This window comes from Methylobacterium sp. DB0501, assembly GCF_011043735.1.
Classification (GTDB): Bacteria; Pseudomonadota; Alphaproteobacteria; order Rhizobiales; family Beijerinckiaceae; genus Methylobacterium; species Methylobacterium alsaeris.
In genome coordinates, this window is record NZ_JAAKGV010000006.1 from 64,559 (window position 1) to 91,237 (window position 26,679).

Sequence of the window (26,679 nt, forward strand, 5' to 3'; positions counted from 1 at the left end):
GATTGCTGCGGCGCAGCATGGCGGTCATGGTCGGGGACAGGAACCACAGAGTTCCACCCCACCTCCCAACTTCGGAGCCGGACCCATGGCCTCCTCCCCGTCGATCGCCTCGACCCGCATTCCCGCCACGGCGTCCCCCGCCAAGGCTCTCCCCACCGAGGCTTCCACCAAGCCCGGCATGGTCGCCGCGATGCTGCGCCTCTGGCTCGAGCACAACCGCCGCGTCGCCCAGTTCGGCATGCCGCCCCTCTGAGATGAAGTCCGGATGATCCCGTCCGGACTTCATATCGCCAGCCCGCGCGGTGGAGCCTCCGGCTCCACGCGCTTGAGCGAAGCCGACTTCCGCATCGCGTAGCGATCGATCGGAGGTCGGATGACGGGCCGTCGTCCGATACTCCGGACCGACTCGATCCGATGTCCGCATCGCGAGGCGAGCGGTCGAAAATCGCAGACATTCTCCTGGTCGTCCTGGGTCATCGGCTGCGCCGTGCCCCGGGATCACCGGAGCGGCGCCCGATCGCGCTGCAGCCGATGTTCGATCGTGCCGCATCTTCCGACGAACCGGTATCCGCTTTCCCGGAAAACGCTCCGGCGGGATCGGCCTGCGCGAACGCTCGACCCTCGTCCCGGCCCTTCGAGCCGGGACCATCCCTCACGCCGGCCCGTCGACCGCCGGCGCATGCGCCCGGCGCCCGGTGATGCGCTCGACCATCGACTCGGCGAGGGCGTGGTAGAGCCCGTGCTTGCAGACCAGCTTCGAGGCGCCGTCGGCGATGAGCGCCGTGATCATCAGCGGGATCACCAGGCCGTGGTTCTCGGTCATCTCCGACACGATGACGAACGAGGTGATCGGCGCCTGCAGGACGCCGGTCAGGTAGGCCACCATCCCGACCAGCACCACGGCGCCGACCGGCACGTCGGCGAACAGGCGGGCGACCTCGGCGCCGAGGCCCGCCCCGACCGCCAGCGAGGGAGCGAAGAGGCCGCCCGGGATGCCGCTGATCGACGACAGGGTCGTGGCGACGAATTTCAGCGGGCCGAACAGCGGATGGGTGTCCGAGGTGCCGTGCAGCAGCGCCTTCGCCTGCTCGTAGCCGGTGCCGTAGACGTGCCCGTTCGTGGCCAGGCCGCACAGGGCGACGCCGAGGCCGCACAAAGCGGCGAAGGCCACCGGCCGCTTCGCGACGAACCGCCCGGCCATGCCGGGCAGGCGGCCGCAGGAGACCACGATGACGATGCGGCTGAACAGCCCGCCGGACAATCCGCCGAGCACGCCGCAGAGCGGCACCACGGCCCAGGCCGCGAGCGGCAGGGTGTCGGCGGTGGTGCCGAAATAGGTGTAGTTGCCGACGATGGCGAGCGAGGTCAGGCCCGCCGCGATGATCGCCCCGAGGATCAGGCTCGAGGTCTTGGCCTCGTAGGCGCGGCTCAGCTCCTCGATGCCGAACACGATGCCGGCGAGCGGCGTGTTGAAGGCCGCCGCCACCCCGGCCGCGCCCCCGGCGAGCAGGAGGCCGCGCTGGCGCTCCGGCGCGAGGGGCCCGGCCGCCGCCATGAGCGCAGCGCCGACCTGCACCGTCGGCCCCTCGCGCCCGGTCGAGGCGCCGCAGAACAGGCCCAGCGTCATCACCACGATCTTGCCGAAGGCGGTCCGCAGGGAGACCAGGGGCTGACGCAGGGCGGCGTCGTCGATGTCCCGGGCGGCGATCACCTGCGGGATGCCGCTGCCCTGCGAGTTCGGGAACACCGTCCCGGCCAGCAGCGCGGCGAGCCCGAAGCCGAACGGGGTGAGGACGAGGGCGATCAGCGGCGAGATCCCGAGCACCGCCCGGAACCCCGCCTGCGCCGCATCGGCCAGGTGCGCCATCAGCACCGCCGCCGCGCCGACCCCGATGCCGCCGAGCACGAACAGCCCGCGCCGGCCCCAGATTCCGACGAGATCCCGCGATCCCGGCAGCCGCTCCCTCAAACCCCGCACGCGATGCAGCCCTTCGTCCAGCCAGACCAGCCGGCACCTTGGACGAAACCGCCGGCAATGCGAAGCTCCACCGCGACAAACCAGGTCTGACGGTAGGGCAGGAGCGGGCGGAATGCGGGTGCTGGTGGTGGGGGCCGGGGCGACCGGCGGCTATTTCGGGGCGCGGCTCGCGCAAGCGGGGCGCGACGTGACCTTCCTGGTCCGGGAGGCGCGGGCGGCGCGGCTCGGCGCGGGCGGCCTCTCGGTGAAGAGCCCGCTCGGGGATTTCCGGATCGACGGGCCGAAGACCGTGACGGCGGGCACGATCCCCGGCCCCTTCGACGTCGTGCTCCTGAGCTGCAAGGCCTACGACCTCGCTGGCGCCCTCGACGACGTCGCCCCGGCGGTCGGGCCCGACACGATGGTGCTGCCGATCCTCAACGGGATGGCGCATCTCGACGCCCTCGATGCGCGGTTCGGGGCCGAGCGCGTGCTCGGCGGCTCCTGCGCCATCGCGGCGACGCTCTCGCCGGAGGGCGAGATCGTGCAGATGAGCGACTTGCACGCGCTGACCTTCGGCGAGCGGGACGGAACCCGCTCGGACCGGATCGCCCGGGTCGCCGCCGTCATGGAGGGGGCGGGCTTCACGGCGCGGCTCAGCGAGAGGATTCTCCTGGAGATGTGGGAGAAGTGGGTCTTCCTCGCGACCCTCGCCTGCGGCACCTGCCTGATGCGGGCCCCGATCGGCGACATCGTGGCCGCACCCGGCGGGCGCGAGCTGATGCTCGGCCTGCTGGAGGAATGCCGCACCATCGCGGCGGGGGCCGGCCACGCGCCGCGGGAGAAGTTCCTGGACTCGAGCCGCGGCACCCTGACGGCGGCGGGCTCCCGCTTCACCGCCTCGATGCTGCGCGACATCGAGAAGGGCGCCCGGATCGAGGCCGACCACATCGTCGGCGACCTCCTCGCCCGCGGCCGTGCCGCCGCCCCGGACGAGGCCCGGCCACACCTCGCCACCGCCTATACCCACCTGAAGGCCTATGAGAGCCGGCGGGCGCGGGAGCAGGGCTGAGCGGCCGGCCGACGCCTCGTGCGGACGTGACGGGCGTCGGCCCCCTCGGGCGAATCGAGAAAGGGGAGGACGGTCCCGCCGTCCTCCCCCCTGGCGTGTCGTGATCCCCGGCGTGCCGGCCGGTCCCCGCCCGTGGCCGGGTTACTGCGACAGGAAGGTCTGGTTTCCGCCGCCGTGGCAGGTCCAGGCCGCCGTCGCCGCACCCGCCTGCGTCGAGGCGTTCCAGACGTCGACGCAGAGATTGCCGTTATTGACCGACACCAAGCCGTTGCCGCCGTTCTGGGACCGCAGCGTCCAGGACTGGTTGCTGCCACCGTTGCACGCCCATTGCGCGATCGGCGTCCCGGGCGCCGCCGGCCCCTTGAGGAGGCTCATGTCGAGGCACTTGCCCGACGCCTGGTTGACGTAGGCGGTCCCGCCATTGCCGGGGGTCGGGGTCCAGGTCTGCTCGGCCGCGCCGGTGCAGGTCTGCTGCGTCACGGCCCCGCCGTCGCTGCCGTCGCCGGAGGCGATCGACAGGCAGAGGCCCGAATGCGCGGCCTTCAGCACCGAGGCCGTGGCGGTCAGGCCGTTCGCCGGGCAGAACGAGGCGTCCTGCCTGAACACGTCGCCGCCATCCGGCTGCGCGATATAGAACGTGAAGTTCGTGTGACGCAGGTAGTAGCCCGGCCAGTCGATCGACTCGTAGGACGTGCAGGGCCCGGTGTTGCAGCCGCAATTGCCGGCGAGACCCGAGCGCGGGATGAAGGTCGCGCCACGCTTGAAGATGTCACCGCCGTCATTGCCCTGCTGGAAGATCTGGAAGTTCTGGTGGCGCAGGTACTGGCTGGAATTCGTGCTCGCCTGGAACGACACGCCCTGGCCGGCCAGGCCCGGCACCTGCCGGAAGGTCGCCTGCTGCTTGTCGCTGGCATTGGCCGGAGTCATGAGCTTCGCTGCACCGTTGACGTTGGTGAGGTAGCTCGTGGTGTAGTTGCTCGATTGCAGGCTCACCGCCGCGCCGGTGCCGGTCGTGCCCGCGCCGGCGCTCGTACCGCCTGAGCCCCCGCCCGTGCCGCCGCCGGCCGACCCGCCGGTGCCGCCGCCGCCGTTCTGCCCGGTCGAGGCGGTGACCACGCCCGGCGCCGCGACCTGGCTCGGCGCCGCGACGCCGTTGCCGAGCGCCACGATGACGCCCGGCGAGGGCACGCCCTTCTGGTCGATGGCGACGAGCTGGTAGTAGCCGGGAGGCGCGAGGTTGGCGTTGCCCGGTGCCTGCACCGTCACGGCATTGCCGGACTGGGTGAAGGAGGCGACGAACCGGCGCTGCCCCGAGTTGAAGCTGTGGGTCACCGTGCTCAGGCCGACCAGCACGACCTGCGACAGGCCGTTCTGCGAGGTGAGCTCGACCTGCATCGACTGGCCGTGCTGCAGTTGCACGGTCGAGAGGCTGACGATCTGAGGCCGGGGCGCGAGCGCCGTCTTGCCGTTGACGGTGGCGAACAGGTAGGGCGGGTAGAACACCTCGACGTTCTGGTTGTTGACCGGGCCCGGCGCGCCGCCGCCGGCCAGCAGCAGGGCGCCGTTCTGCATCAGGATCGCGGTCGAGTGGTAGCCGCGATAGACCCCGCCCGAGGCGCCGACCGACCAGCGGCCGGTCTTCGGGTCCCAGATCTCCGATTGCAGCACGATGTCGCCGTCGCCGCGGTCGTTCCACTTGCTGCCGCCGGTGACGGCGACCTGGCCGGTGGGGAGAACCGTGGCATTGGCCCAGCCGCGGCCGACGCTCATCGGCGCGGTGTCGGTCACCACCGGCGTGCCGCTGGTGATGTCGACGATCGTGGCGCGGCTGCTCGCCAGGAAGCCGGAGCCGTTGTCGTAGCTGTTGCCGCCGACCTGGAGGATCTTGCCGGTGTCGAACATCGCCGCGGTCGAGACCGGGCCGACATTCGGCGCATCCGTGGCGGAACTCGCGTTGCGCTGCGCCTCCTTGAAGTTCATCACCGTGACCGAGCCGTTGTTGCTCGGATCGAGGAACCACATCTTCTCGGCGGTGATGCCGAACACCTTGCCGTTCGGGGCGACCCAGGCGCGGGGATACCACCACCTGTTGTTGTCGGGCCCGAACGCGTCGCGGCTCTTGGCGCCGAACAGGCTCTTCCAGTTGGAGCCGTCGTGGATCTCCGGGGTCATCCCGGTCATCAGGCCCTTGTCGATGCTGCCCTGCGGGTCGGCCCAGCCGCCCTGGTAGGGATAGGAGCCGCCCATGATGAGCTGCTGGCCGTTCGGCAGCGTCAGCATGGTGGAGTAGTAGCGGTCGTTGGCGAGCTTGGCGCCGATCCCGGACACGCCGGTGCCGGTCCGGTTGAGGAGGACGCTGCCCTTGTCGTTGCCGTTGTCGAAGATGCCGCCGGCGATGAGCAGGGACCCGTCGGGCCGGAGGGCCTGCGCGGCACAGAAGCTGTTGACGCCGGTCACGCCCTGGAGCGTGACGTGGCCGCCGCCGAGGCCTTGGGCCGGATCCCAGATGTCGAAGGTGCGGCCGTCCTGGGTGCCCGGGTTGCCGCCCGGCGTGCCGTAGGACGCGACCTTGCCGCTCGGCAGAAGGCCGAGGGTGATGGCGTTCATCGGCCAGTTCTGCACGCCCGAGAACACGCCCGTCGTCGGGGCGCTGTCGGGGAGCGCGACGCTGCCCAGCACCGGGTCGGCGACCTGGTTCACCACCACGCCGAACTGCGCGGCGTGAGCCGGGGAGAGCAGCCCGGCCCCCAGGATGGTGGCGGAGAGGAGGGCGGCGCGTCCGGGTGGGATCGCTGCAATCATCGACGGAGATCTTTCGCTTCGGGAAGGTCGGGGAGGCGTGAGGCCGGCCGGAACGGCTTCGGGTCGGTCAGAGGGGGCGGGAACCGTGCGCGGGGGCGGCGTCGAGCCCCTCCGCGAAGCTGTCGAGAAGGGGGAGGTCGCGTTCGAGGCGCGGGCGGTCGACCGGGTCGCCGCCGTAGGACATCGCGATCCCGCCGCGCCGGTCGAAGACCAGGACCTGCGGCGGCGGCTCCGGCAGCAAGGCTGACGGGTAGCGCAGCATCGCCACGAGCGACGCGGTCCAGGCCGCGTCGCCGGCAAGGAACCGCAGCCGCGTATCCGCGCCGACGGTGCCCTCGACGAAGGTGCGCAGGGCCGGCACGTCGTTCGTCCTGCCGCCCGTCGTCGCGTCGTCGAGGGAGACCGCCAGGAACACCGCGCGGTCGCGCATCGGCTCCGGCAGGGACTTGGCGACCCGGTCGAGGTCGAGAGCGCGGGTGACGCAGACGATCGAGCAATCGGGCGCCACGAAGGCCACCACGGCGATCCGGTCGCGGAGATCGGCGGGGCTCACGGTCGCGCCGCGCTGGTCGATCCGCCGGGCTCCGGCCGATGGCCAGAGCAGGGCGTCCAGGTCGCTCCGCGGCGCCGCCGCAGGGTTCGTCCGCGGCTCGACCGAGGCGGTGCTGGGGATGCCCCAGAGGGGCAGGCCGGCCATGAAGGCGGCCACGTACTTGAATCCCGGCCACATGGCTCGATTCCGTCAATCCATCGCTGAGTTGTCCCAGTGGCGAACCTGACGCAGGGGCGTTTAAAACCCGTAATGAGGCGCGGATAACGAATCATGACCTTGTTGCACCAGAGATTCGAGCGCTCCAGCGGGTGCAACTTGCAGTATATTTTTGTGACTAGGCCGTCAGGATTAATGAAATACGGATGTTTCTGCTAGAAAGTGCAGAGATCGTCCGGAACCGGGGGCGCAGCAGGGGCGATCGGTGCGGGGCAGGGGATTGCCGGAACGGTCGCCCGCAGATCTGCGACGCGCCACCTCCCCGCTCGGGATGGTGGCAAGGCTGTGTGGGGCCAGGAAGAAGTGCAGGTTTCACACGACGACCGACCGATCGCGTCGCGATGCGGACATCGGCTTCGCTCAGGCGCCGCGCAGGCTGGCGATACGAACTGCAGGCCCAGGGACAAAATCCATCGAAGCCCAAGCGCAAGATTTCCGCTCCCGGCCGGGCGAGCGAAACCGAGAGTTATTTTGACCTCAAGAATAGTCGCTGATATAGTCTTGGGTCGCCCGGCGCACGAGGAGAGGGCATGATGCGAGAGGACCCGCCATGCGCCGCGCTATTCCTTGTGCGCGAACAGGTACGTCCCGCTCGCCAGTTCCAGGTTCTTCCGGTCGCTCAGCTGCGTCACGTAGGGCTCGTTGAGGAGAGAGAGCGGGTCGGCGGTGAAGTCGGAGAGACGGCGCGACAGGAAGCGCTTGCGCACGTCCGGCGGCAGTCCGGCGGCCCAGGACTGGATCATCCAGGTCAGGCTCCAGATCGGCAGGAGCGAGGCCGGGACGTATTGGTGGTCGACCGCGAGGTGGTCGGCGAACAGGTTGCGCAGGCCCTCGCCGGTCATGTTGTAGTAATGGTGCGGATAGCCGTGCAATGGCTGCAGGAACGGCACCGCGCAGACCAGGCGCCCGCCGGGCTTGAGCACCCGGGCGATCTCGCGGGCGCAGGCGAAGGGATCGCGGACGTGCTCCAGCACCGCGATCGAGATCACCCCGTCGAAGCTGGCATCGCGGAAGGGCAGCACCTCGCCGATGCCGAGCACGTCGGTCGTGTCGTAATCGGCGATCTCGAGGTTGACGACGTTGGCATAGTAGCGGTCGCGCCGGCCGGCGCCGCAATCGAGGACCAGCCCGTCGGGATTGGCCTCGATCAGCTCCTGGACATGGCCGTCATAGGCGTTCTGCGAGACGTTCGGGCTGTCCTCGGCGCCCGACAAGGCCCGCAGCGCCTCGCTCAGGTAATCGTATTTCTCGCCGATGCGGCGGTGGGGCAGGTCGTCCCGCATCAGCGGCGCCAACCGCGCGAGCTTCTGCGCCCGCATGGCGTCGAGCCCGTCGGGCAGGCGGCTCTGGCGCCGGCCCTGGCGCAGGCCGTGACGCTCGAAATGCGCCCGGCCGCTGGCGAGCCGGCCCTCGCGCACCGCGAGCTGGATGTCCGGGTTGGCCGCGAGGTAATCGGCCTCGCGGAAGGTCGCCGCCGTTGCCGGCTCGACCATGTCGAGAGAGGGGACCACGGGCTAGAGCGCGCGCAGGAAGCCGGCGAAGCGCATCAGCCCCTCGGGCCAGGGCCCGTGCCCGCTCTCGGCATTCAGGTGGCCGGACTCGCCGGCATCGACGAGTTCCGCCCCCCAGGCGGCGGCGAACTCGGCCGCGCGGTCGTAGGCGGTGTAGGGGTCGGTGCGGCTCGTCACCAGGACCGACGGGAAGGGCAGGGGCTCGCGCGGGATCGGCGCGAAGGCGCGCAAGACGGCGGGCGTGTCCGGCCGCTCGATGTCCGGGAGCGCCACCAGGAAGGCGCCGGCGACCGCGCCCTTCGGCAGAGAGGGCGCCGCCTGGGCGCAGGAGACGACGCCGAGGCTGTGGGCGACCAGCACCACCGGCCGGTCCGCCGCCTGCACCGCCGCGATCACGGCGTCGCGCCAGGCTTCGGGCTCCGGATGGTCCCAGCTCTCCTGGGTCACGCGGCGTGCGGTCGAGAGCCGCTCCTGCCAGCGGCTCTGCCAGTGGTCGGGCCCGGAACTGGTGTAGCCCGGGACGACGAGGATGTCGCAATCGGCCGATTTCATGCCGCACCGTTACAGGGCGGACGCCGCAGCGTCGAGACCCGCCCCCCGACTCGGCTACTCCGCGGCGAGCGGCGGGACGGCCGGGGCCAACCCCGAGAGCGCGGGGCCGACATGGAGCGCGAGCCCCGCCGAGGCGAGGTTCTTCAGCTTGGCCTCGACCTCGATGTCGCACCAGGCGAGGTGGCGCGCCGTGTAGTCGTTGAAGGCCCGGTTCCACATCATGTCGGAATGGGCGGCCAGGTCCCGGCCGTTGAGGCCGGCTTCGGTGAGGCCTGCGAAATCCGGCAGGGTGTCGGGATCGTGGCCCGGCAGCACGTCCTCGCGCGAGACGCTGACATGGCCGATCGGACGCACTCCGCGCCAGGAGTCGATCACCCGGGCGATCCGCGGGTCGTCGGGCTCGATGTAGCCGCCGCGGCTGTGGATCCAGTGGTGGTGCAGGTCGAGCACCACCGGCACCCTGTCGGCGAGGCGCAGGACCTCGTCGAGGCCGAAGGCCGATTCGTCGTTCTCGACCGTGACGAGGTCGCGGGCGACCTGCGAGACCCGGTCCAGGTTCTCCCGGAACGCCGCGACCCCGGGGTCGCGGGCACCGACATGGATGTTGACATGGGCGCCGTGCGGGTGCCAGCCGCCGTCATAGCCCATCATCGCCATCACCTCGGCGTGGTAGTCGAGTTCGGCGATGCCGTTCTCCAAAGCCGCCGGGTTGCGGCTCGCCAGGATGCAGAACGGTCCCGGATGCATGCTCAGGCGGACGCCGCCGGCCCGCGCCGCCTCGCCGACCGCGGCCAGGCCCGCCTCGATGGCGCGGCGGAACGCCGGATCGGCGTAGAGGCCGCGCACCTCCGGATGGGTGTAGCCGGGCAGGATCGAGCTTGCGAGGCGAAGCAGGCGCTCCAGCGGCGGGCGGTCCGCCACCCAGGCGACCTGCCGCCCCATCGCCGCGAGATTGTGGGTCACCACCGCGACCAGCTTCTCGCGGGCCGCCGGCGGGTCCAGGCGGCGCAGATGCGCGATCGTCACCGTGGTGACGTTCATCGTCATCGCGGCGTCCTTGGCCGCCTTGAGGGTCTTGTGCCGGCCGGGCTCCTCGTCCGGGATGAACTTGCAGCAGAAGCCGAGGCGGGGGCCGGGCGCGGGGCGGGAGCCGGGAGCGGTGGAGGCGGAGATCATGGCCGACAACGCGGCGCGGGGCGCCCAGGGTCCGGGCGGGAAGCCGGAGGGGAGCCAAGAAAAAAGCCGGCTCCGCAGGGCCGGCTTTTTCCAGGAGACCTGATCGCTCAAGCGGCTTTCCCCACTCTCGACCTCATCCTGAGGCGTGAGCGAGGCGATCCGGAGCGCCCGTCGAGGCAGGCCGATCGCCGATCGGCCTGCACCGCAGGGTGACGTTGCGGGTCGGCGCAGCGGCGCCCCGCTCAGTGCGTCTGCCGGCCCGGCTCGCCGGTGCCCGGCTGGTCCGGCTGATTCATGCCCGGCTGGCTCTTGCGCAGCTCGTCCGAGGCGGCGTGGGCGGCGGCGACGGCGGCGTCCTGGGCCTGGTCGAGGGCGCTCTCGACGAACTGGCGGCCGCGCTCGGTCGCCTCGCGGGCATAGCGCAGGCCCTGGTCGCGGACCTCGTCGGCGTAGGGGCCGACGGTGCGGTCCTCCTGGCGGGTGCGCGGCAGCAGCGCGCCGAGCAGCATGCCGGCGGCGAGCCCCACCACGCCGACGAGCACCGGGTTCTCGGTCACGAAACGCTCGACGGCGTTCTGGCCCTGCGCCAGCCGCTCGCTGCCGCGGTCGCGCAGGTCGGCGTAGCGCTGCGAGCCGGTCTCGATCCGGTCGCTGGCCCAGTCGCGGGCGCGATCGAGCGTTTCCGAGCTACGGCCGCCGACGGCGCCGTAGGTCTCGCTCGCCTGGGCGTGGGCGCGGTTCACCGCGTCGCTGGCGCCCTGCTTCAGCCGGTCGGCGGCGGCGTCGGCCTTGGCGCGCAGCTGCTCGGCGGTCTGGCTGATGCGGTCGCCGATGGCGGAGGCCGCGTCGCGCACCTGCTCGGAGGCGTCGGACGCGACGTCCTTCACCGTGTCGGCGGCGTCCCGGGCGGTCTTTTCGGCGGTGTTCGCCGCACGGCCCGCCGCACCTTGCGCCGCGTCGAGGTTCTGGCGGACCGTGTCGTGATCCTGGTGCAGGTTGCGCTCTGGACCGGTGGCGGGGGTGTGGGCCGAGGGCGCGCCCGGGTTGGCCGGATTGATGGTGTGCTCTGCCATGATACGGATACTCCGAGGCAGGGTGCGACGGTCGCGTCGGACTCCTGCGGCCAATCGAGACATCGAGGGGAGGGCGCCGGCGCGGGCCGGCGCCCGTCACATCCGTAGGCCGTCGGCGACGCGGTCGGCGGCGGGGTGGGCGGTCGGCCGGTCGGGGTCGTAGACCCGGGCCGCGCCGGTGTTCAGCACCGGCACCGCCTCGGCGCCGTTCATCGTCGCCTCGAGATGCTGGCGGCGCTGCGACTCGCGGGCGACGCGGTGGATGAGCCAGCCCACCCCGGCGACGATCAGCATCACCGGCACCGGGTTGCGCCGCACCGCCTCCAGCGCCCCGTCGTAGAGGCCGCTCGCCGGCGATTGCCGCACCGTGCCGAGCATCTCGTCGACCAGGCTGGCCGGCGACAGCCGGCCCTGGATCTGGTCGATGGTCCGGTCGAGGCGGGCCCGGGTCTCCTCGATGTCGTGTTCGAGCTCGTTGATCGACTGGGTCATCCCGATACCCTCTCGGACAGGACCCTCGCATCCTGGCGCACCTGGCGCGTGGTGCGGGTCGGCGCCAGCGTGGACAGGGACATCGCGCTGCGGCCCCACAGGGCGAGCCCGATGCCGATCGCCAGGAACACCGCCCCGACGATCAGGGCGGCGAGCGCCTCGGACTGGACCACCGTGGCGAGCCACTTCACCAGGGCGTCGGTGAGCACCAGGAGGGCGACCACGGCGAAGACCGCGGCCCCCACCATCATGCCGAGACCGAGGAACAGCGACCTCAGGTTGTTCGACATCTCGGTGCGGAAGAGGGCGATCTCCTTGCGGGCGAGATCGGTGGTCTCGCGCAGGGCATCACCCAGGAGGGCCTGGATGCTGCCGGGCGCGGCGGGGCCGCCATTCGGGCGGCCGGTCGAGGGGTCGGCCATCGCGACGTCCTCCGGTCAGGCCGAGTAGCGCGGGCCGGCCGCGCCGGTGCGGTACGGGTCGGGGCGGGCGGTCTCGGGCTCGCTGTGGGCGCCGGGCACGTCGCGGTAGCCCGCATCCCGCGGGGTGAACGAGTCGGCCGTCCGGTCGACGGTCCTGCGGGCGCGCGCCTGCGCATCGCGGAAGGCCTCGCGGCCGTCGAGCACGTGGGCGGGCTGCGCCGAGGCCCGGATGAAGCGGGCGGCGAGGAATCCGGTCAGGAAGGTGGCGACGGCGACCGCCGCCGGCCGGCGCCGGGCCACCGACTCGATCTCGCTGTAGAAATCCTCGAAGCTGCGCTCGCGGATCGAGCCGGAGAGCTGCTCCAGGCCTTCCGCCGCGCTGTCGAAGAACGCCTTCACGTTCGGCTGCTGATCGAGCTTGCCGCCCGAATCGCGCAGGGCCTGGGCGAGGTCCGAGACCGACTGGGCGGCGTCGCCCTTGCGGCGGTCGACGTAGCCGTGGACCTGCTCGCGGGCGGATTCCACCAGGCTGAAGCCGCGTTCCATCGCGACGTCGCCGAGCTGGCGCACGTCGTGGCGCAGGTCGTTCCAATCCGTCGGGCGCCCATCGTCGGCCCGGTGCTGTCCGTTCTCGTAACCCGCGCTCATCAGAGGTGCTCCATCCTTCACGGCGCGGCGGGCGGGCCGGAACGGCCGCCGCGCCGACCACATGCGACGATATTGCGGGTAACAGCAGCCAAGGCGCCCGGTTCCGGCCTTAACCGAGGACGAATCGCGGCGGGATTCCTGTGGAGCGCCGGGCACAGCCGGTCCGGGTGCGGCGCCGCCTCGATTCATCGGAAGGGTTGACCAAATCCCCGGGATCGCGCTTGCTCACCGCGCGTTTTCTCCGTCGGGGGCGGATGGACGCGGCGACGTTCCCGCCCCACAAGGTCCGTGCAGCCGGAGTCCATACCCGCCGTGTCACGCCTCATCATCGTGTCGAATCGCGTCGCCGTCCCGGATGCGGGCTCCAAGGCGGTCGCGGCCGGCGGGCTCGCCGTCGCCCTGAAGGAGGCCTTCACGGCCTACAAGGGGCTATGGTTCGGCTGGAGCGGCAAGATCACCGACAACCCGTCCTCGGAACCGGTCATCGCCGACCGGGGCCGGGTACAGTACGCGGTGATGGACCTCTCGCCCCAGGACCACCGCGAGTATTACAGCGGCTTCGCCAACCGGGCGCTCTGGCCGATCATGCATTACCGCCTCGGCCTGGCGGCGTTCTCGCGGGCCGACTATGCCGGCTACCAGCGGGTCAACCGCATCTTCGCCCAGGCGCTCGCCGGGCTGATCGAGCCGGGCGACCTGATCTGGGTCCACGACTACCACCTGATCCCGCTCGCCTCCGAGCTGCGGGGCCTGGGCGTCTCGAACCCGATCGGCTATTTCCACCACATCCCGTGGCCGTCGGGCGAGGTGTTCAACACCCTGCCGGCCTCGACCGAGCTGCTGCGCGCCGTCTGCGACTACGACCTGATCGGGCTGCAGACCGACAGCGACGTGTACAACCTGTCGCGCAACCTCGTCGACGAGCTCCGGGCGATCCCGCTCGGCGGCGGCTCGCTGATGGTCGACGGGCGCCGCACCCGCATCCGCAGCTTCCCGATCGGCATCGACGTCGACGGCTTCCGCCAGGCCGCCGAGCGCGCCGGCATGAACCGCACCGTGCGCGACACGGTGGCGGGCCTGCGCACCCGCAAGCTCCTGATCGGCGTCGACCGGCTCGACTACTCGAAGGGCGTGCCCGAGCGGATGGAGGCGGTGGAGCGCTTCTTCGCCTCCAACCCCGACCAGCGCGGCAACGTCGTGTTCCTGCAGATCGCCCCGAAGTCGCGCACCGAGGTGCCGGAATACGAGCAGCTCAGCCGCGACGTGAACGAGGTGCTCGGCAACATCAACGGCTCCCTCGGCGAGCCGTCCTGGACGCCGATCCAGTACGTCACCAAGGCCTATCCCCGCGCGGTGCTGGCCGGGCTCTACCGCGCCGCCCGGGTCGGCGTGGTGACCCCGATGCGCGACGGCATGAACCTCGTCGCCAAGGAATACGTCGCCGCCCAGAGCGACGACGATCCGGGCGTGCTGGTGCTGTCGAAATTCGCCGGCGCCGCCCGGCAGATGCCCGAGGCGCTGCTGGTGAACCCCTACGACCGGTTCGAGGTGGCGGAGGCGATCCGCGCGGCGCTCTACATGCCCAAGGCCGAGCGGGTGGAGCGCTGGAAGCCGATGTTCGAGCGCATGGCGCGCGAGGACGTGGATTGGTGGGCGAGGAGCTATCTCGGCGAGCTGGAAGGTTTTCGCACCGTCGAGCGCGAGCCGCCGGCGGAGGCGGAGGCACGGCAAGGCACCACGCCCTGACCCCTCCCGTCACTGCGGGGTAGGGTTCGCGCGCGGCGCCCGACGAGCTGTTTCCGTGAGACGTCGGAGGGGTTTAAGTCGCGCGCGGCCCCGCCCTCAGCGCCCCCATCAGGAACGCCAGCATCGCGTCCAGCGCCGGCACGAAATCCTCCGGGCACTGCACCACCAGGACCGGATGGCAGAACCGGACGATCGCCGTGTGGACGCAGCGCGCCGCCACCGCCGGATCCTCGACCGCGAACTCCCCCCGCGCCACGCCGTCGGCGATGACGCGCTCGAGCACCGCGGTGATCCGGTCGACATGGTGGCGGCAGACATCCCAGCTCTCGGACATGGCCGCCTCGACCATCTCGTGCATCCGCGGATGGCCGGTGAAGCGGCCGACGGCGTCACGGTGCAGGAAGACGATGATCTCGCGCAGGCGCGCCTCGGCGGGGAGGCCGGGCCGGTCGGCAAGGGTGGCGATCCGCGCCTCGACCTCTCCGATGAGGCGCGCCACCACGGCCTCGTTGATCGCCTTCTTCGAGTCGAAGAAGCGGTACACGTTGGCCGGGCTCATCCGCAGGGTCTTGGCGATGTCGGCGACCGTGGTCTTCTGGTAGCCGATCTCGCGAAAGAAGCGCTCTGCCGTCGCCAGGATGCGGCAGCGGGTATCGGTCGACGATTCCTCGACCGGTGGGGGTGCGGACAGGGCAGGGATCATCCGCGAAGCCTATCGTGCCGATCGCATCGGGGTCAAAAGGCACCGGCGACCTAATGCCCGGGTGTGGCATCTGCGTCACCCGGGCGGGACTGCCGTCAGGAGCCGAATTGCGAGCCCAGGCGCTCCAGGTACTCGGCGAGGTCGATGCCGCCGACCTTCTTGCCGTAATCGAACCGGGCCCCGGGCCGGATCGCCACGCTCTCGCGGGCGGTGGTCAGGGTGACGGGCCGGGTACAGACCCAGGCGCCGTCGCGCCGATGCTCGAAGTAATTCAGGATCTCGTGCCGGTCCACGTCGACCTCCCACCGCGCCTCGCGCCGTTCTCGCGGGACAACGTGACAGTCTGGGGGAAGTTCACGGCAAGACCCCGCCGGAACGCCGCTCCCAGCCGGACTTGAACCAAGCTCGAGCATACGCGGCCGCTTGCGCGGCTGCGGAAGCCGCGAGACAATCGAGCCCGTTGTTTCGAGGAGCATCCCGATGCCGCTCGCCCGCCGCGAGGCCCTGTTCCTGCTCGCCGGCACGCTCGCCGTCCCGGCCCGGGCCGCACCGCTCCAGAGCGGCGTGACCGCCTCCGCCTTCAGCTTCGCCAGACCCGAAGGCGGCAGCCTGGCGCTGGCCGAGCAGGCGGGGAAGCCGATCCTGGTCGTCAACACCGCGACGGCCTGCGGCTACGCCCCGCAATTCGGCGGGCTGCAGCAGCTCTGGACCCGGTTCGGGCCCCGCGGGCTGACGGTGATCGCGGTGCCGTCGGCCGATTTCGGGCGCCAGGAACCGCTCGACGGGCTGGCGATCGCCGAGGCCGCGCGCAAGAACCACGGCGTGACCTTCCCGGTCGTGGCGAAGACCAGCGTGACGGGGCCGCAGGCCCACCCGTTCTACCGCTGGGCGGCGTCCGAGAAGCCGGCCGAGACCCCACGCTGGAACTTCCACAAATACCTCGTCGGCCGCGACGGCCACCTGGCCGCCGCCTTCGCGACGCCGGTGGAGCCGACCGATCCAAGGGTGATCGCGGCGATCGTGAGGGAGCTGGATGCGGCGGGGTGAGGCCTCTCAGCCCCGCGAGGACGGAGCATGGCCATCTCCTCATGCCACCCACAACCTCATCCCGAGGCTGTGCGCGGGATGAGGGCGGGCCCGATAGAACCAATCGAGCCCGCCGCGGACCCCGCTCTCAGGCCACCGCCTTCTGCGCGCCCGTCTGCGCATGGAAGTCCGGTCCGTTGCCGGTCTTCGCCACGTAGCCGGCCCGGATCACGAAGTCGCCGAAGCGCTCGCCCTTGGTCCGGTCCCTGGCATAGGCCGCGAAGAGCGGATCGAGCTTCGGGCGGATGTCCGAGGCCGTGACGTCCTCGGCGTAGAGCTTGCTCAGCCGCGAGCCGTCGAAGGCGGCGCCGAGATAGAGGTTGTAGCGCTCGGGGCCGCGGCCGACGAGGCCGATCTCGGCGATGAACGGCCGGGCGCAGCCGTTCGGGCAGCCGGTCATCCGGATGGTGATGTCGTCCTCCGCGAGGCCGTGGGAGGCCAGGCTCTCCTCCAGCTCGTCGATCAGGCTCGGCAGGTAGCGCTCGCTCTCGGCGAGAGCCAGGCCGCAGGTCGGCAGCGCCACGCAGGCGAGGCTGTTGCGGCGAAGAGCGCCCGCGCCGGTGGTGAGGCCGTATTCCTGCACCAGCGCGTCGATCTCCGCCTTACGGTCGGACGGGACGTTGGCGATGATGACGTTCTGGTTGCCGGTAAGGCGGAAATCGCCCTGGTGCACCTCGGCGATGCGGCGCAGGCCCGCCAGGAATTGCGGCCCGCCCTCGACGTCCTTGATGCGGCCCGACGGAACGTAGAGCGTCAGGTGGTGCTTGCCGTCGTTGCCCTCGACCCAGCCGTAGCGGTCGCCGTTGCCCGAGAAGGTGAAGGGCTTCGGATCCTGGAAGGCGCGGCCGACCCGCTTCTCGACCTCGGCCCGGAAGGCCTTCAGGCCGTAGCGCTCGATCGTGTACTTGAGGCGGGCGTTCTTGCGGATGGTGCGGTTGCCCCAATCGCGCTGGACGGTCATCACCGCCTCGGCGACCTTCAGGGCGTATTCCGGCTCCGAAAACAGCATCACGTCGGCGGTGCGCGGGAAGGTGTCGGTCTCGCCGTGGGTCATGCCCATGCCGCCGCCGACGGTGACGTTCCAGCCCGTCACCTTGCCCGTCTCGTCGAGGATCGCGATGAAGCCGAGGTCGTGGGCGTAGACGTCGACCTCGTTGGACGGCGGCACCGCCACGATGGTCTTGAACTTCCGCGGCAGATAGGTCTTCCCATAGACCGGCTCGACCTCGCCGGCATCCTCGCCGCCGACCACGCGCTCGCCGTCGAGCCAGATCTCGCGCCAGGCATTGGTCTTCGGCAGCAGGCTGTCGGAGATGTCCTTGGCGAGCTTATAGGCTGCCTCGTGCGCGCCCTTCTGCGCCGGGTTCGTCGCCGCCATCACGTTGCGGTTGACGTCGCCGCAGGCCGCGATCGTATCGAGCAGCGCCGAATCGATCGCCGCCATCGTGCGCTTCAGGTTCGACTTGATGACGCCGTGATACTGGAAGGTCTGGCGCGTCGTCGCCCGCAGGGTGCCGTTGGCATAGGTGCGGGCGATCTCGTCGAGGATCAGCCACTGCTTCGGCGTCACGACGCCGCCGGCGATGCGCAGGCGGATCATGAAGGAATAGGCCTTGTCGAGCTTCTTCCTGGTCCGTTCGGCGCGCAGGTCGCGGTCGTCCTGGAGGTACATCCCGTGGAACTTCACGAGCTGCCCGTCATCCTCCGAGATCGCCCCGGTGGCGTTCTTCAGGAGCCCTTCCGCGAGCGTGCCGCGCAGGTAGCCGCTGGCGATCTTGATGTGCTCGTTGGCCGAGAGCTTGGCGGCACGGGCGGCTTCCGCCTCGGTGATCGGACGCTCGGTCGGCGGCGTCTCGTAGACGCGCTCGGTGGTCTGGGTCTCGGCGGTCTTGTGGTCGGCCATGGGGGTGGTGTCCGTTCGGGCGCCTCACACGAGGCGTAGACGACCCGGCTTCTCCTGGCGAGCGCACCGCCGGAAGAGACGCGGGAACCCCTCTCCCGGGTGGGAGGAGGGGCGGGGGTGAGGGTGTAACCCCTCAGGATCGATTGCGGGCAAGGGAGCCTATCCCGTTGCAGGATCTGGCTCCCATCTCCTCTCCCCGCCCGCGGGGAAAGGAGAGAGGCGCACCGGCTGGCGCGGGCCCTAGTACACGTCCTGTTGGTAGCGATGGCTGCGCTCCAGGCCGGCCACGGCGGCCTCGGCCGCCGCCGCGTCCAGGCCCTTGACGTCGGCGAAGGCCTTCACGAGCGCGGCCCGCACGTCCTTGGCCATCGCCTTGGCGTCGCCGCAGACGTAGACATGGGCGCCGCCGTCGAGCCAGGAGACCAGCTCGCGCCGCTGCTCCCAGATCCGGTCCTGGACGTAGATCTTCTCGGGCTGGTCGCGGGAGAAGGCCACGTCGATGCGCGCCAGCGAGCCGTCCTCCAGGGCCTCCTGCCATTCGAGCTGGTACAGGAAGTCGTGGGTGAAGTGGCGGTCGCCGAAGAACAGCCAGTTGCGGCCCGGCGCCTCGGTGGCGCGGCGCTCCTGCACGAAGGCACGGAACGGGGCCACGCCGGTGCCGGGGCCGACCATGATGATGTCGGTCGCCGGGTTCGCCGGCAGGCGGAAATGCTTGTTCGGCTTCACCCGCACCCGCAGCTTGGCACCGGTGCGGATCCGGTCCGCCACGTGGACGGAGGCGACGCCCGCCCGGTCACGGCCATGGGTGGTGTAGCGCACCGCCGCGATGGCGAGGTGGGCCTCGTCGCCGACCTCGGCCCGCGAGGAGGCGATCGAGTAGGCCCGCGGCGGCAGCGGCCGGGTGATGTCGTTGAGGTGTTGCGCCGAGAGCTTCGCCGGATAGGTCTCGATCAGGTCGATGAGGTGACGGCCCTCGATCCAGGCCCGGACCTCGTTCGACTCGATCAGGCGGCGGGCCTCCTCGTGGCCGGTGGCCTTGACGAAGCGCTCGACCGTGGCGGCCGACAGGGTGGTGATGTCGCGCTCGGCGAGCAGGGCCTGGCGCAGCACCGAATCGCCTTCGAGGCCGGCGGCCTTCAGGATCTGGTCGACCAGCGCCGGATCGTTCTCCGGATAGAGTTCGAGGGAATCGCCGGGCTGGTAGGCCGGGGCGGTATCCTCGAAGGCGAGGGCGAGGTGGATCGTCTCCTTGTCGGAGCGCGACGAGTTGAGATTGACGTGCTCGATCACCTCGACGGTGACCGGCTCGCGGCTGACCTCGACCTCCTCGTCGGCGCCGGCCGTACGGGCGAAATCCACCGCCACGACGTTGCCGGCGGGCTCAGGAGGCGCGAGCGCCTTGAGGGCGTCCTTGATCCAGGCGGCGGCCGGCTTGTCGAAATCGAGGTCGCAATCGACCCGCGGCAGCACGCGCTTGGCGCCCAGCTCCTCGAACCGGGCGTCCAGGCGCTTTCCGATGGCGCAGAACTCGGCATAGGAGGTGTCGCCGAGCGCCAGGACGCCGAACTCGACCCCGTCGAGGCGCGGCGCGCCCTCGCCCATGATCTCGCCATAGGCGCGCACGGCGCGGGCCGGCGGCTCGCCCTCGCCCCAGGTGGCGGCGATGACGACGAGGCGCTTCTCCTTGCCCAGGGCCGCCACGTCGAGGTCGGCGAAATCGACGACCTTCGGCTTAAAGCCGTTCTTGCGGGCGAGCTTGGACACGTCGCCGGCCAGCTTCTCCGAGTTGCCCGACTCGCTGGCGAACACGATCGTCAGCGGCTCCGCGGCGCGGGGCGGCGCGGCCGGGGCGGGCGCCTCGGCGGCGACGGCACCGCCCGCGGCGTCGAGGCCGGCGAGGAAGCCGGCCAGCCACGCGCGCTGCAGGGCGGTGGTGGAGCCGAGGGCGGCATCGAGATGGGCCCGCTCGGCGTCGCCGAAGGGAGCCGTGCGGGGGAGAAGCGCGGGGCGAGACATGCCCGCACAGATGTGCCCGCGCCGCGCCGGAGTCAACCGAAATGTTCTTTTTGAAGAACGCGTCCGCGGGAGATCATCGTTATCGCTCGCGAGCGCCGCAGGAGAATATTATTTCCCGGAGGCCGCCAGCGGCTGGACGAAGGGCGCGGTCGGCAGCGGCAGGGCGGTGGTGCTCTTCACCTTCTCCATGGCGAAGCGCGACGTCACGTTCTTCAGCGGCAGCACCGCGATCAGGCGCTTGTAGAAGGCGTCGTAGGCCTGCATGTCGGCCACCACGACGCGCAGCATGTAATCCACGTCGCCGGCCATGCGGTAGAATTCCAGCACCTCCGGCATCGCCGAGACGGTGGCGGCGAAGCGCTCCAGCCATTCGCGGGAATGGTCGCTGGTCTCGATCGAGACGAAGACCGTTAACCCTAGGCCCAGTTTCACCGGGTCGAGCACAGCCACCCGACGGTCGATGACTCCGTCGGCCTCGAGGCGCTGGATGCGTTTCCAGCAGGGGGTCTGCGACAGGCCGACGCGCTCCCCGATCTGGGCGATCGACAGCGTGGCGTCGTTCTGGAGCAGGGCGAGGATCTTCAGGTCGATGGCATCCACTGCGCGGCTCCGATTTTGGAGAAGATTCTTTTAGGGTTGCCCCATGGTCAGGGAACAGATTTCCGACCTGGGCGTTCGCCAGGGCTGGTATAGCCGGCGGTTTCAGGCAAGGGGTCGCGAAAAACTCCGGGATCGCATCCCAGCCATGCCTTGACAGTGTTCGGTATAGCGAACAGTTACCGCCTCACACAAGCAGCCAATCCCGGGCTCTCCATGACCCTTTCCCTCGACCGCGCGGCGCAGGATCTGGCGACGCGTCTGCGTCCCCTCGCCCTGCCGGAGCGCCTCGCGCTGATCGACGCGACGGTGGACGGCCGCCTGGTCTTCACCACGAGCTTCGGCCTCGAGGACCAGGCCCTCACCCACGCGCTCCGCATGGCGAAGTCGCGGGCCGAGATCGTGACTCTCGATACCGGCCGGCTCTTCCCCGAGACCTACGACACCTGGGCCGACACGGAGGCCGCCTACGGCTTCCGCATCCGCGCCTACGCGCCCGAGCGCGAGGCCGAGGAGCGCTTCGTCGAGGAATCCGGCATCAACGGCTTTCGCCACTCGGTGGCGGCGCGCCAGGCCTGCTGCGGCTTCCGCAAGGTCGAGCCGCTCAGCCGGGCGCTGGCCGGCGCCGCCGGCTGGCTCACGGGCCTGCGCGCCGGCCAGTCGGCCAACCGGGCCGAGACGCCGCTCGCCGAGGCCGACCACGCCCGCGGCCTGATCAAGCTCAACCCGATCGCCGACTGGACCCGCGAGGCGCTGGCCGAGCTGATCCACCAGAACTACGTGCCCTACAACGTGCTGCACGACCGCGGCTTCCCGTCGATCGGCTGTGCGCCCTGTACCCGCGCCGTGAAGGTCGGCGAGCCCGAGCGCGCCGGCCGCTGGTGGTGGGAGCAGGCGGGCAAGCAGGAATGCGGCCTGCACGTCGCGGGCGCCCCGGGCAGCGAGATCAAGGCGGGGCAGGAGCCTCGCGCCTTCGAGCCGGCACAGTCCGGCAATAGACAACCGTCCGAATCATCCTCGACCAAGCACAACCCGGAGCTGGCCGCATGAGCGCCGCCCTTAAAGTCCGTACCGACGGGCTCGACCGCCTGACCCACCTCCAGCGCCTGGAGGCCGAGAGCATCCACATCATGCGGGAGACGGTCGCCGAGACCGAGAACCCGGTGATGCTGTACTCGATCGGCAAGGATTCCTCGGTCCTGCTGCACCTGGCCCTCAAGGCGTTCGCCCCGGGCCGGCTGCCGTTCCCGCTGCTCCACATCGACACGACCTGGAAGTTCCGCGAGATGATCGCGTTCCGCGATCGGCGCGCCAAGGAACTCGGCCTCGACCTCCTGGTCCACACCAACCCGGACGGGCTCGCCCGCGGCATCGGGCCGGTGAGCCACGGCTCCGAGGTCCATACCGACGTGATGAAGACCCAGGCCCTGCGCCAGGCCCTCGACAAGCACAAGTTCGACGCGGCCTTCGGCGGCGCGCGGCGCGACGAGGAGGCCTCGCGGGCCAAGGAGCGCATCGTCTCCTTGCGCACCGCGCAGCACCGCTGGGACCCGAAGCGCCAGCGCGCCGAGCCCTGGCATTTGTACAACATGAAGAAGCAACGCGGTGAGAGCTTGCGCGTCTTCCCGCTGTCGAACTGGACCGAACTCGATATCTGGCTCTACATCGAACAGGAGAACATCCCGATCGTGCCGCTCTATTACGCGGCCGAGCGTCCGGTGGTGCAGCGCGACGGGCAGCTGATCATGGTGGACGACGAGCGCCTGCCGCTGAATCCCGGCGAGACCCCGGAGATGCGTCTGGTGCGGTTCCGGACGCTGGGCTGCTACCCGCTGACCGGGGCGGTGGAGAGCGACGCCGCGACCCTGCCGGAGATCATCGGCGAGACGCTGGCGGCCCGCACCTCCGAGCGGCAGGGCCGCGTGATCGACAAGGACGGCGCCGGCGCCATGGAGCGCAAGAAGCAGGAAGGCTACTTCTGATGACCGTGCACCAATCCACCCGCGCCTTCGGCTACGAGGCGTTCCTCGCCGCCCACCAGCGCAAGGAAGTGCTGCGGTTCATCACCTGCGGCTCGGTCGACGACGGCAAGTCGACCCTGATCGGGCGCCTGCTGCACGACACCAAGCAGATCTTCGACGACCAGGTCAGCGCGCTCGAGCGCGATTCGCGCCGCCACGGCACGCGGGGCGGGGAACTCGATCTCGCGCTCCTCGTCGACGGCCTCCAGGCCGAGCGCGAGCAGGGCATCACCATCGACGTCGCCTACCGGTTCTTCTCGACCGAGCGGCGCTCCTTCATCGTCGCCGACACTCCCGGCCACGTCCAGTACACCCGCAACATGGCGACCGGCGCCTCGACCGCCGAGGTCGCGGTGCTGCTGGTCGATGCCAGGAAGGGCCTCAGCCCGCAGACCCGGCGCCATGCGCTCCTGGTCTCGATGCTCGGCATCCGCCGCGTCGTGCTGGCGGTCAACAAGATGGACCTGATCGGCTGGTCCGAAAGTCGGTTCGAGGCGATCGTCGCCGAGTTCCAGGCCTTCGCCAAGGATCTGCGCTTCACGGATGTCACCGGCATCCCGCTCTCGGCGGCGAACGGCGACAACGTCGTGCTGCCGGGCACGGCCGCGCCCTGGTACACCGGCGCGCCGCTGCTGCAATACCTCGAGGAGGTGCCGGCCCATGTCGAGGAGGAGGCCGCGCCCTTCCGCATGGCGGTGCAGTGGGTCAACCGGCCGAATTCCGACTTCCGCGGCTTCTCGGGGCTGATCGCCTCCGGCAGCGTCGCGGTCGGCGACGCGGTGGTGGTGGCGCCCGCCGGCACCCCGTCCACGATCGCCCGGATCTACACCTATGACGGCGACCTCGAGCGGGCCATCGCCGGCCAGTCGGTGACCCTGGTGCTCGCCGACGAGGTCGACGCCTCGCGCGGCAGCGTCATCACGGCGGCGGCGCAAGCTCCGATCGTCAGCGACCGGCTCGAGGTCCGGCTGTTCTGGGCCAACGAGGCCGAGCTGACGCCCGGCGCCACCTACCTCGCCAAGATCGGCACCGTGACGGCGAATGCCGTGGTCGAGTCGGTGCGCGCGCGCATCGACACCGAGACCGGGCAGGGCGTGCCGGCCGGGTCGTTGAGTGCCAACGACATCGGCGACGTGACCTTGAGCCTCGACCGCAAGGTCGCGGTCGACGCCTACCGCCAGAACCGCGACACCGGCAGCCTGATCCTGATCGACCGGGCGACCACCGACACCGCGGCCCTCGGCCTCGTCCAGGCGCCGCAAGTCGCGCCGCAGGGTGGTGCGAAGACCGATGTGAAGGGTGGTGCCGAGGCGAAGGCCGAGCCGGCCCGCGGCGGCCTCCTCGGCTCCCTGCGCCGGCTGTTCCGGGGCTCGTCCCTGGCGCTTGCCGCCGGGGCCTCGCTCCTGGCGCAGGCGGGGGCCCCGGCCCCCGCTCGCGCGCAGACGCTGCTCAACGTCTCCTACGACCCGACCCGGGAGCTGTACCGGGCGATCGACGCGGCCTTCGCCAAGGAGTGGAAGGCCAAGACCGGCGAGACCGTGACGGTGCGCGCCTCGCATGGCGGCTCCGGCGCCCAGGCCCGCTCGGTGATCGACGGGCTGCCGGCCGACGTGGTGACGCTGGCGCTGGCCAGCGACATCGACGCCATCGCCGCCCGCTCGAAGAAGCTGCCGGCCGACTGGCAGAAGCGCCTGCCGTTCAACTCGACGCCCTACACCTCGACCATCGTGTTCCTGGTCCGCAAGGGCAACCCGAAGGGCATCAAGGACTGGAACGACCTGGTGAAGCCGGGGATCCAGGTCATCACCCCGAACCCCAAGACCTCGGGCGGGGCGCGCTGGAACTACCTCGCCGCCTATGCCTATGCGCTGTCGAAGAACAACAACGACGACGCCAAGGCGCGCGAGTTCGTCACCGCCCTGTTCAAGAACGTGCCGGTGCTGGACACGGGTGCGCGGGGCGCCACCACCACCTTCGTGCAGCGCGGCCTCGGCGACGTGCTGATCGCCTGGGAGAACGAGGCGTTCCTGGCCGACGAGGAATTCGGCAAGGGTAAGTTCGACATCGTCGTGCCCTCGCTGTCGATCCTGGCCGAGCCGCCGGTCGCGCTCATCGACGCGAACGTCGACCAGAAGGGCACCCGCAAGCAGGCCGAGGCCTACCTGCAATTCCTCTATACTCCCGAGGCGCAGCGGATCATCGCCAAGAACTTCTACCGCCCGCGCGACGAGGCGGCGGCGGACAAGGCGGATCTCGCCCGCTTTCCCAAGCTGAAGCTCGTCACCATCGACGAGGAGTTCGGCGGCTGGGCCAAGGCCCAGAAAACCCATTTCGACGATGGCGGCGTGTTCGACGCCATCCTGAAGTCCCGTCAATGAGCAAAGCCGCGGCCCTGCCCGCGGGGCGGGGAGCGGCCCGCTTCCGGCGACCGAGCGCGCTTCCCGGCTTCCGCCTAACCTTCGGGATCACGCTCACCTACCTGACCCTGATCGTCCTGTTGCCGCTGGCGGTGCTGCTCCTGCGCGCCGCCAGCGTCGGCCCGGCCGGTCTCTGGGCGCTCGTCACCGATGCCCGCAACCTCGCGGCCCTCAAGACCTCGTTCGGCCTGTCGCTGGCCGCCGCGGCGATCGACGCGGTGTTCGGGCTCCTGATCGCCTGGGTGCTGACCCGCTACCGCTTCCCCGGAAGGCGCATCATCGACGCGCTCGTCGACCTGCCCTTCGCGCTGCCGACGGCCGTGGCGGGCATCGCGCTCGCCAGCCTCTACGCGCCGAACGGCTGGCTCGGCGAGCCCTTGATGGCGCTTGGCATCAAGGTCGCCTACACGCCGCTCGGCATCCTGGTGGCCCTCGTCTTCGTCGGCCTACCGTTCTGCGTCCGCACGGTGCAGCCGCTGGTCGCCGAGATCGACAAGTCCAGCGAGGAGGCCGCGGCGATCCTCGGCGCCTCGCGCTTCCGGGCCCTCGTCACGGTGATCCTGCCGCCCCTGATCCCGGCGATGCTGACGGGCTTCGCGCTCGCCTTCGCGCGCGCCGTCGGCGAGTACGGCTCGGTGATCTTCGTGGCCGGCAACCTTCCCTTCGTCTCGGAGATCGCGCCCCTGCTGATCGTGATCAAGCTCGAGGAGTTCAACTATGCCGGCGCCACGGCCATCGCCGCCGTGATGCTGCTGATGTCCTTCACCGCGCTCCTCGCCATCAACCTCTTGCAGGATTTCAGCCGCCGCAGGTTCGGGCATGTCTGAGACCACCGTTCCCTCCATCCAGGGACCCGCGTCCCGCGGGTCCCGCGGCCGGCACGCGGCTTTGACCGAGCCCCGCCCGGTCCGCATCGCGCTGACGCTGACGGCGGTCGGCTTCCTAGGGCTGTTCCTGCTGCTGCCCCTGGCGGTGGTGTTCGTCGAGGCGCTGAGCAAGGGCTTAGGCCCCTACCTCGCCAGCTTCACGGACCCCGATGCGCTCGCGGCAATCCGCCTGACGCTCCTCGTCGCGGCGATCGCGGTGCCGCTCAACGTGGTGTTCGGCCTGTGCGCCTCCTGGGCCATCGCCAAGTTCAACTTCCGCGGCCGTAACCTGCTCATCACCCTCATCGACCTGCCGTTCTCGGTCTCGCCGGTGGTCGCCGGCCTGATCTACGTGCTGATCTTCGGGGCGCAGGGGCTGTTCGGGCCGTTCATGCAACGCCACGGGATCGAGATCATCTTCGCGGTGCCGGGCATCGTGCTCGCCACGGTGTTCGTCACCTTCCCGTTCGTGGCCCGCGAGCTGATCCCGTTGATGCAGGACCAGGGCACCACCGACGAGGAAGCCGCGTTGACCCTCGGCGCCAGCCCGTGGCGGGTCTTCTGCACCGTGACCCTGCCCAACGTGCGCTGGGCGCTGCTCTACGGCGTGCTCCTGTGCAACGCCCGGGCAATGGGGGAGTTCGGTGCCGTCTCGGTCGTGTCCGGCCGCATCCGGGGGCTCACCAACACCATGCCGCTCCACGTCGAGATTCTGTACAACGAGTACAATTACGTGGCGGCGTTCGGGATCGCCTCGCTCTTGGCGCTCCTCGCGCTCGTCACCCTGGCGGGCAAGTCTTTCCTGGAATGGCGCCACGCCGATGCGCTGGCCGGACGCGGAGCCCACTGA

At 70.5% G+C, this 26,679-nt stretch carries 24 protein-coding genes and 1 pseudogene; 10 read left to right on the forward strand and 15 right to left on the reverse strand.

Annotation, left to right across the window (positions count from 1 at the left end; translation table 11 throughout):
- Window positions 1–85 precede the first annotated feature (85 nt).
- Window positions 86–253: a hypothetical protein gene (locus G4G93_RS10480; RefSeq protein WP_165083880.1), complete on the forward strand. Its 168-nt coding sequence runs from the start codon at window positions 86–88 to the stop codon at window positions 251–253.
- Between the two features lie 399 nt (window positions 254–652).
- On the opposite strand, the gene G4G93_RS10485 is transcribed toward G4G93_RS10480, so the two are convergent.
- A complete protein-coding gene (locus G4G93_RS10485; protein WP_312891869.1) occupies window positions 653–1,978 on the reverse strand; it encodes a chloride channel protein in 1,326 nt (441 codons plus the stop codon).
- A gap of 112 nt (window positions 1,979–2,090) precedes the next feature.
- Between G4G93_RS10485 and panE the strand changes: the two genes are divergently transcribed.
- Window positions 2,091–3,029 (forward strand): 2-dehydropantoate 2-reductase, encoded by a 939-nt coding sequence (panE, locus tag G4G93_RS10490; protein ID WP_165083882.1) that lies wholly within the window; start codon window positions 2,091–2,093, stop codon window positions 3,027–3,029.
- A 141-nt stretch (window positions 3,030–3,170) separates the two neighbouring features.
- Here the strand turns inward: panE and G4G93_RS10495 are convergent, their stop codons facing one another.
- From G4G93_RS10495 to G4G93_RS10535, 9 genes are all read right to left on the reverse strand, one after another.
- Window positions 3,171–5,831, reverse strand: coding sequence for an AbfB domain-containing protein (locus G4G93_RS10495; protein WP_165083884.1), 2,661 nt, complete (start codon window positions 5,829–5,831; stop codon window positions 3,171–3,173).
- A 67-nt stretch (window positions 5,832–5,898) separates the two neighbouring features.
- Entirely contained in the window at window positions 5,899–6,561 is a 663-nt protein-coding gene (locus G4G93_RS10500) for a hypothetical protein (RefSeq protein WP_165083886.1), read from the reverse strand.
- Between the two features lie 599 nt (window positions 6,562–7,160).
- Window positions 7,161–8,111, reverse strand: coding sequence for a class I SAM-dependent methyltransferase (locus G4G93_RS10505; RefSeq protein ID WP_165083888.1), 951 nt, complete (start codon window positions 8,109–8,111; stop codon window positions 7,161–7,163).
- Window positions 8,112–8,114: 3 nt separating this feature from the next.
- The gene (locus G4G93_RS10510) at window positions 8,115–8,663 is read right to left on the reverse strand and encodes an RBBP9/YdeN family alpha/beta hydrolase (RefSeq protein ID WP_165083890.1); all 549 of its coding nucleotides are present in this window, start codon (window positions 8,661–8,663) and stop codon (window positions 8,115–8,117) included.
- Between the two features lie 54 nt (window positions 8,664–8,717).
- A complete protein-coding gene (locus G4G93_RS10515; RefSeq protein ID WP_165083892.1) occupies window positions 8,718–9,839 on the reverse strand; it encodes a UV damage endonuclease UvsE in 1,122 nt (373 codons plus the stop codon).
- Between the two features lie 242 nt (window positions 9,840–10,081).
- Entirely contained in the window at window positions 10,082–10,912 is an 831-nt protein-coding gene (locus G4G93_RS10520; protein WP_246736679.1) for a hypothetical protein, read from the reverse strand.
- A 96-nt stretch (window positions 10,913–11,008) separates the two neighbouring features.
- Window positions 11,009–11,404, reverse strand: a complete 396-nt coding sequence (locus G4G93_RS10525; protein WP_165083894.1) for a DUF3618 domain-containing protein — start codon at window positions 11,402–11,404, stop codon at window positions 11,009–11,011.
- Complete coding sequence (locus G4G93_RS10530; protein WP_165083896.1) at window positions 11,401–11,826, reverse strand: phage holin family protein; 426 nt, start codon at window positions 11,824–11,826, stop codon at window positions 11,401–11,403. Before G4G93_RS10530 ends, G4G93_RS10525 begins: the two co-directional genes overlap by 4 nt.
- A 15-nt stretch (window positions 11,827–11,841) precedes the next feature.
- The gene (locus G4G93_RS10535) at window positions 11,842–12,474 is read right to left on the reverse strand and encodes a hypothetical protein (protein WP_246736680.1); all 633 of its coding nucleotides are present in this window, start codon (window positions 12,472–12,474) and stop codon (window positions 11,842–11,844) included.
- A 312-nt stretch (window positions 12,475–12,786) separates the two neighbouring features.
- Between G4G93_RS10535 and G4G93_RS10540 the strand changes: the two genes are divergently transcribed.
- The gene (locus tag G4G93_RS10540; RefSeq protein ID WP_165083898.1) at window positions 12,787–14,220 is read left to right on the forward strand and encodes a trehalose-6-phosphate synthase; all 1,434 of its coding nucleotides are present in this window, start codon (window positions 12,787–12,789) and stop codon (window positions 14,218–14,220) included.
- 73 nt (window positions 14,221–14,293) lie between these two features.
- Here the strand turns inward: G4G93_RS10540 and G4G93_RS10545 are convergent, their stop codons facing one another.
- Both G4G93_RS10545 and G4G93_RS10550 read right to left on the reverse strand, forming a co-directional pair.
- Window positions 14,294–14,923, reverse strand: a complete 630-nt coding sequence (locus tag G4G93_RS10545; protein ID WP_165083900.1) for a TetR/AcrR family transcriptional regulator — start codon at window positions 14,921–14,923, stop codon at window positions 14,294–14,296.
- 95 nt (window positions 14,924–15,018) lie between these two features.
- Window positions 15,019–15,216 (reverse strand): hypothetical protein, encoded by a 198-nt coding sequence (locus tag G4G93_RS10550; RefSeq protein ID WP_060847913.1) that lies wholly within the window; start codon window positions 15,214–15,216, stop codon window positions 15,019–15,021.
- A 187-nt stretch (window positions 15,217–15,403) separates the two neighbouring features.
- Here G4G93_RS10550 and G4G93_RS10555 point away from each other — a divergent pair, with 187 nt between their 5' ends.
- The gene (locus G4G93_RS10555; protein WP_165083902.1) at window positions 15,404–15,970 is read left to right on the forward strand and encodes a glutathione peroxidase; all 567 of its coding nucleotides are present in this window, start codon (window positions 15,404–15,406) and stop codon (window positions 15,968–15,970) included.
- 127 nt (window positions 15,971–16,097) lie between these two features.
- On the opposite strand, the gene G4G93_RS10560 is transcribed toward G4G93_RS10555, so the two are convergent.
- The 3 genes from G4G93_RS10560 to G4G93_RS10570 form a co-directional block, all read right to left on the reverse strand.
- Window positions 16,098–17,912: an NADPH-dependent assimilatory sulfite reductase hemoprotein subunit gene (locus G4G93_RS10560; RefSeq protein ID WP_165083904.1), complete on the reverse strand. Its 1,815-nt coding sequence runs from the start codon at window positions 17,910–17,912 to the stop codon at window positions 16,098–16,100.
- Between the two features lie 240 nt (window positions 17,913–18,152).
- Window positions 18,153–19,928 (reverse strand): sulfite reductase flavoprotein subunit alpha, encoded by a 1,776-nt coding sequence (locus tag G4G93_RS10565; protein WP_165083906.1) that lies wholly within the window; start codon window positions 19,926–19,928, stop codon window positions 18,153–18,155.
- Between the two features lie 108 nt (window positions 19,929–20,036).
- Complete coding sequence (locus G4G93_RS10570; RefSeq protein ID WP_165083908.1) at window positions 20,037–20,528, reverse strand: Lrp/AsnC family transcriptional regulator; 492 nt, start codon at window positions 20,526–20,528, stop codon at window positions 20,037–20,039.
- A gap of 213 nt (window positions 20,529–20,741) precedes the next feature.
- On the opposite strand from G4G93_RS10570, the gene G4G93_RS10575 reads away from it, so the two are divergent.
- The 6 genes and pseudogenes from G4G93_RS10575 to cysW all read left to right on the forward strand — a co-directional run bounded on the left by G4G93_RS10575 (window position 20,742) and on the right by cysW (window position 26,679).
- Window positions 20,742–21,575 (forward strand): phosphoadenylyl-sulfate reductase, encoded by an 834-nt coding sequence (locus G4G93_RS10575; RefSeq protein WP_165083910.1) that lies wholly within the window; start codon window positions 20,742–20,744, stop codon window positions 21,573–21,575.
- Entirely contained in the window at window positions 21,572–22,507 is a 936-nt protein-coding gene (cysD, locus tag G4G93_RS10580) for a sulfate adenylyltransferase subunit CysD (RefSeq protein WP_165083912.1), read from the forward strand. The genes G4G93_RS10575 and cysD overlap by 4 nt, the downstream gene beginning before the upstream one ends.
- Window positions 22,507–23,916, forward strand: a pseudogene (cysN, locus tag G4G93_RS35865) (sulfate adenylyltransferase subunit CysN); the annotation flags it as partial. The gene cysD and the pseudogene cysN, both read left to right, overlap by 1 nt.
- A 33-nt stretch (window positions 23,917–23,949) precedes the next feature.
- The gene (locus G4G93_RS35870; protein WP_246736692.1) at window positions 23,950–24,924 is read left to right on the forward strand and encodes a sulfate ABC transporter substrate-binding protein; all 975 of its coding nucleotides are present in this window, start codon (window positions 23,950–23,952) and stop codon (window positions 24,922–24,924) included.
- Window positions 24,921–25,790: a sulfate ABC transporter permease subunit CysT gene (cysT, locus tag G4G93_RS10590; protein ID WP_165083916.1), complete on the forward strand. Its 870-nt coding sequence runs from the start codon at window positions 24,921–24,923 to the stop codon at window positions 25,788–25,790. The genes G4G93_RS35870 and cysT overlap by 4 nt, the downstream gene beginning before the upstream one ends.
- Window positions 25,783–26,679, forward strand: a complete 897-nt coding sequence (gene cysW / locus G4G93_RS10595) for a sulfate ABC transporter permease subunit CysW (RefSeq protein WP_165083918.1) — start codon at window positions 25,783–25,785, stop codon at window positions 26,677–26,679. Before cysT ends, cysW begins: the two co-directional genes overlap by 8 nt.

Coding starts and splice junctions, on each gene's coding strand:
- G4G93_RS10480 (WP_165083880.1), top strand. CDS start 86: ATGGCCTCCTCCCCGTCGATCGCCTCGACCCGCATTCCCGCCACGGCG.
- panE (WP_165083882.1), top strand. CDS start 2,091: ATGCGGGTGCTGGTGGTGGGGGCCGGGGCGACCGGCGGCTATTTCGGG.
- G4G93_RS10495 (WP_165083884.1), bottom strand. CDS start 5,831: ATGATTGCAGCGATCCCACCCGGACGCGCCGCCCTCCTCTCCGCCACC.
- G4G93_RS10500 (WP_165083886.1), bottom strand. CDS start 6,561: ATGTGGCCGGGATTCAAGTACGTGGCCGCCTTCATGGCCGGCCTGCCC.
- G4G93_RS10510 (WP_165083890.1), bottom strand. CDS start 8,663: ATGAAATCGGCCGATTGCGACATCCTCGTCGTCCCGGGCTACACCAGT.
- G4G93_RS10515 (WP_165083892.1), bottom strand. CDS start 9,839: ATGATCTCCGCCTCCACCGCTCCCGGCTCCCGCCCCGCGCCCGGCCCC.
- G4G93_RS10520 (WP_246736679.1), bottom strand. CDS start 10,912: ATGGCAGAGCACACCATCAATCCGGCCAACCCGGGCGCGCCCTCGGCC.
- G4G93_RS10525 (WP_165083894.1), bottom strand. CDS start 11,404: ATGACCCAGTCGATCAACGAGCTCGAACACGACATCGAGGAGACCCGG.
- G4G93_RS10530 (WP_165083896.1), bottom strand. CDS start 11,826: ATGGCCGACCCCTCGACCGGCCGCCCGAATGGCGGCCCCGCCGCGCCC.
- G4G93_RS10535 (WP_246736680.1), bottom strand. CDS start 12,474: ATGAGCGCGGGTTACGAGAACGGACAGCACCGGGCCGACGATGGGCGC.
- G4G93_RS10545 (WP_165083900.1), bottom strand. CDS start 14,923: ATGATCCCTGCCCTGTCCGCACCCCCACCGGTCGAGGAATCGTCGACC.
- G4G93_RS10555 (WP_165083902.1), top strand. CDS start 15,404: ATGCCGCTCGCCCGCCGCGAGGCCCTGTTCCTGCTCGCCGGCACGCTC.
- G4G93_RS10560 (WP_165083904.1), bottom strand. CDS start 17,912: ATGGCCGACCACAAGACCGCCGAGACCCAGACCACCGAGCGCGTCTAC.
- G4G93_RS10565 (WP_165083906.1), bottom strand. CDS start 19,928: ATGTCTCGCCCCGCGCTTCTCCCCCGCACGGCTCCCTTCGGCGACGCC.
- G4G93_RS10575 (WP_165083910.1), top strand. CDS start 20,742: ATGACCCTTTCCCTCGACCGCGCGGCGCAGGATCTGGCGACGCGTCTG.
- cysD (WP_165083912.1), top strand. CDS start 21,572: ATGAGCGCCGCCCTTAAAGTCCGTACCGACGGGCTCGACCGCCTGACC.
- cysT (WP_165083916.1), top strand. CDS start 24,921: ATGAGCAAAGCCGCGGCCCTGCCCGCGGGGCGGGGAGCGGCCCGCTTC.
- cysW (WP_165083918.1), top strand. CDS start 25,783: ATGTCTGAGACCACCGTTCCCTCCATCCAGGGACCCGCGTCCCGCGGG.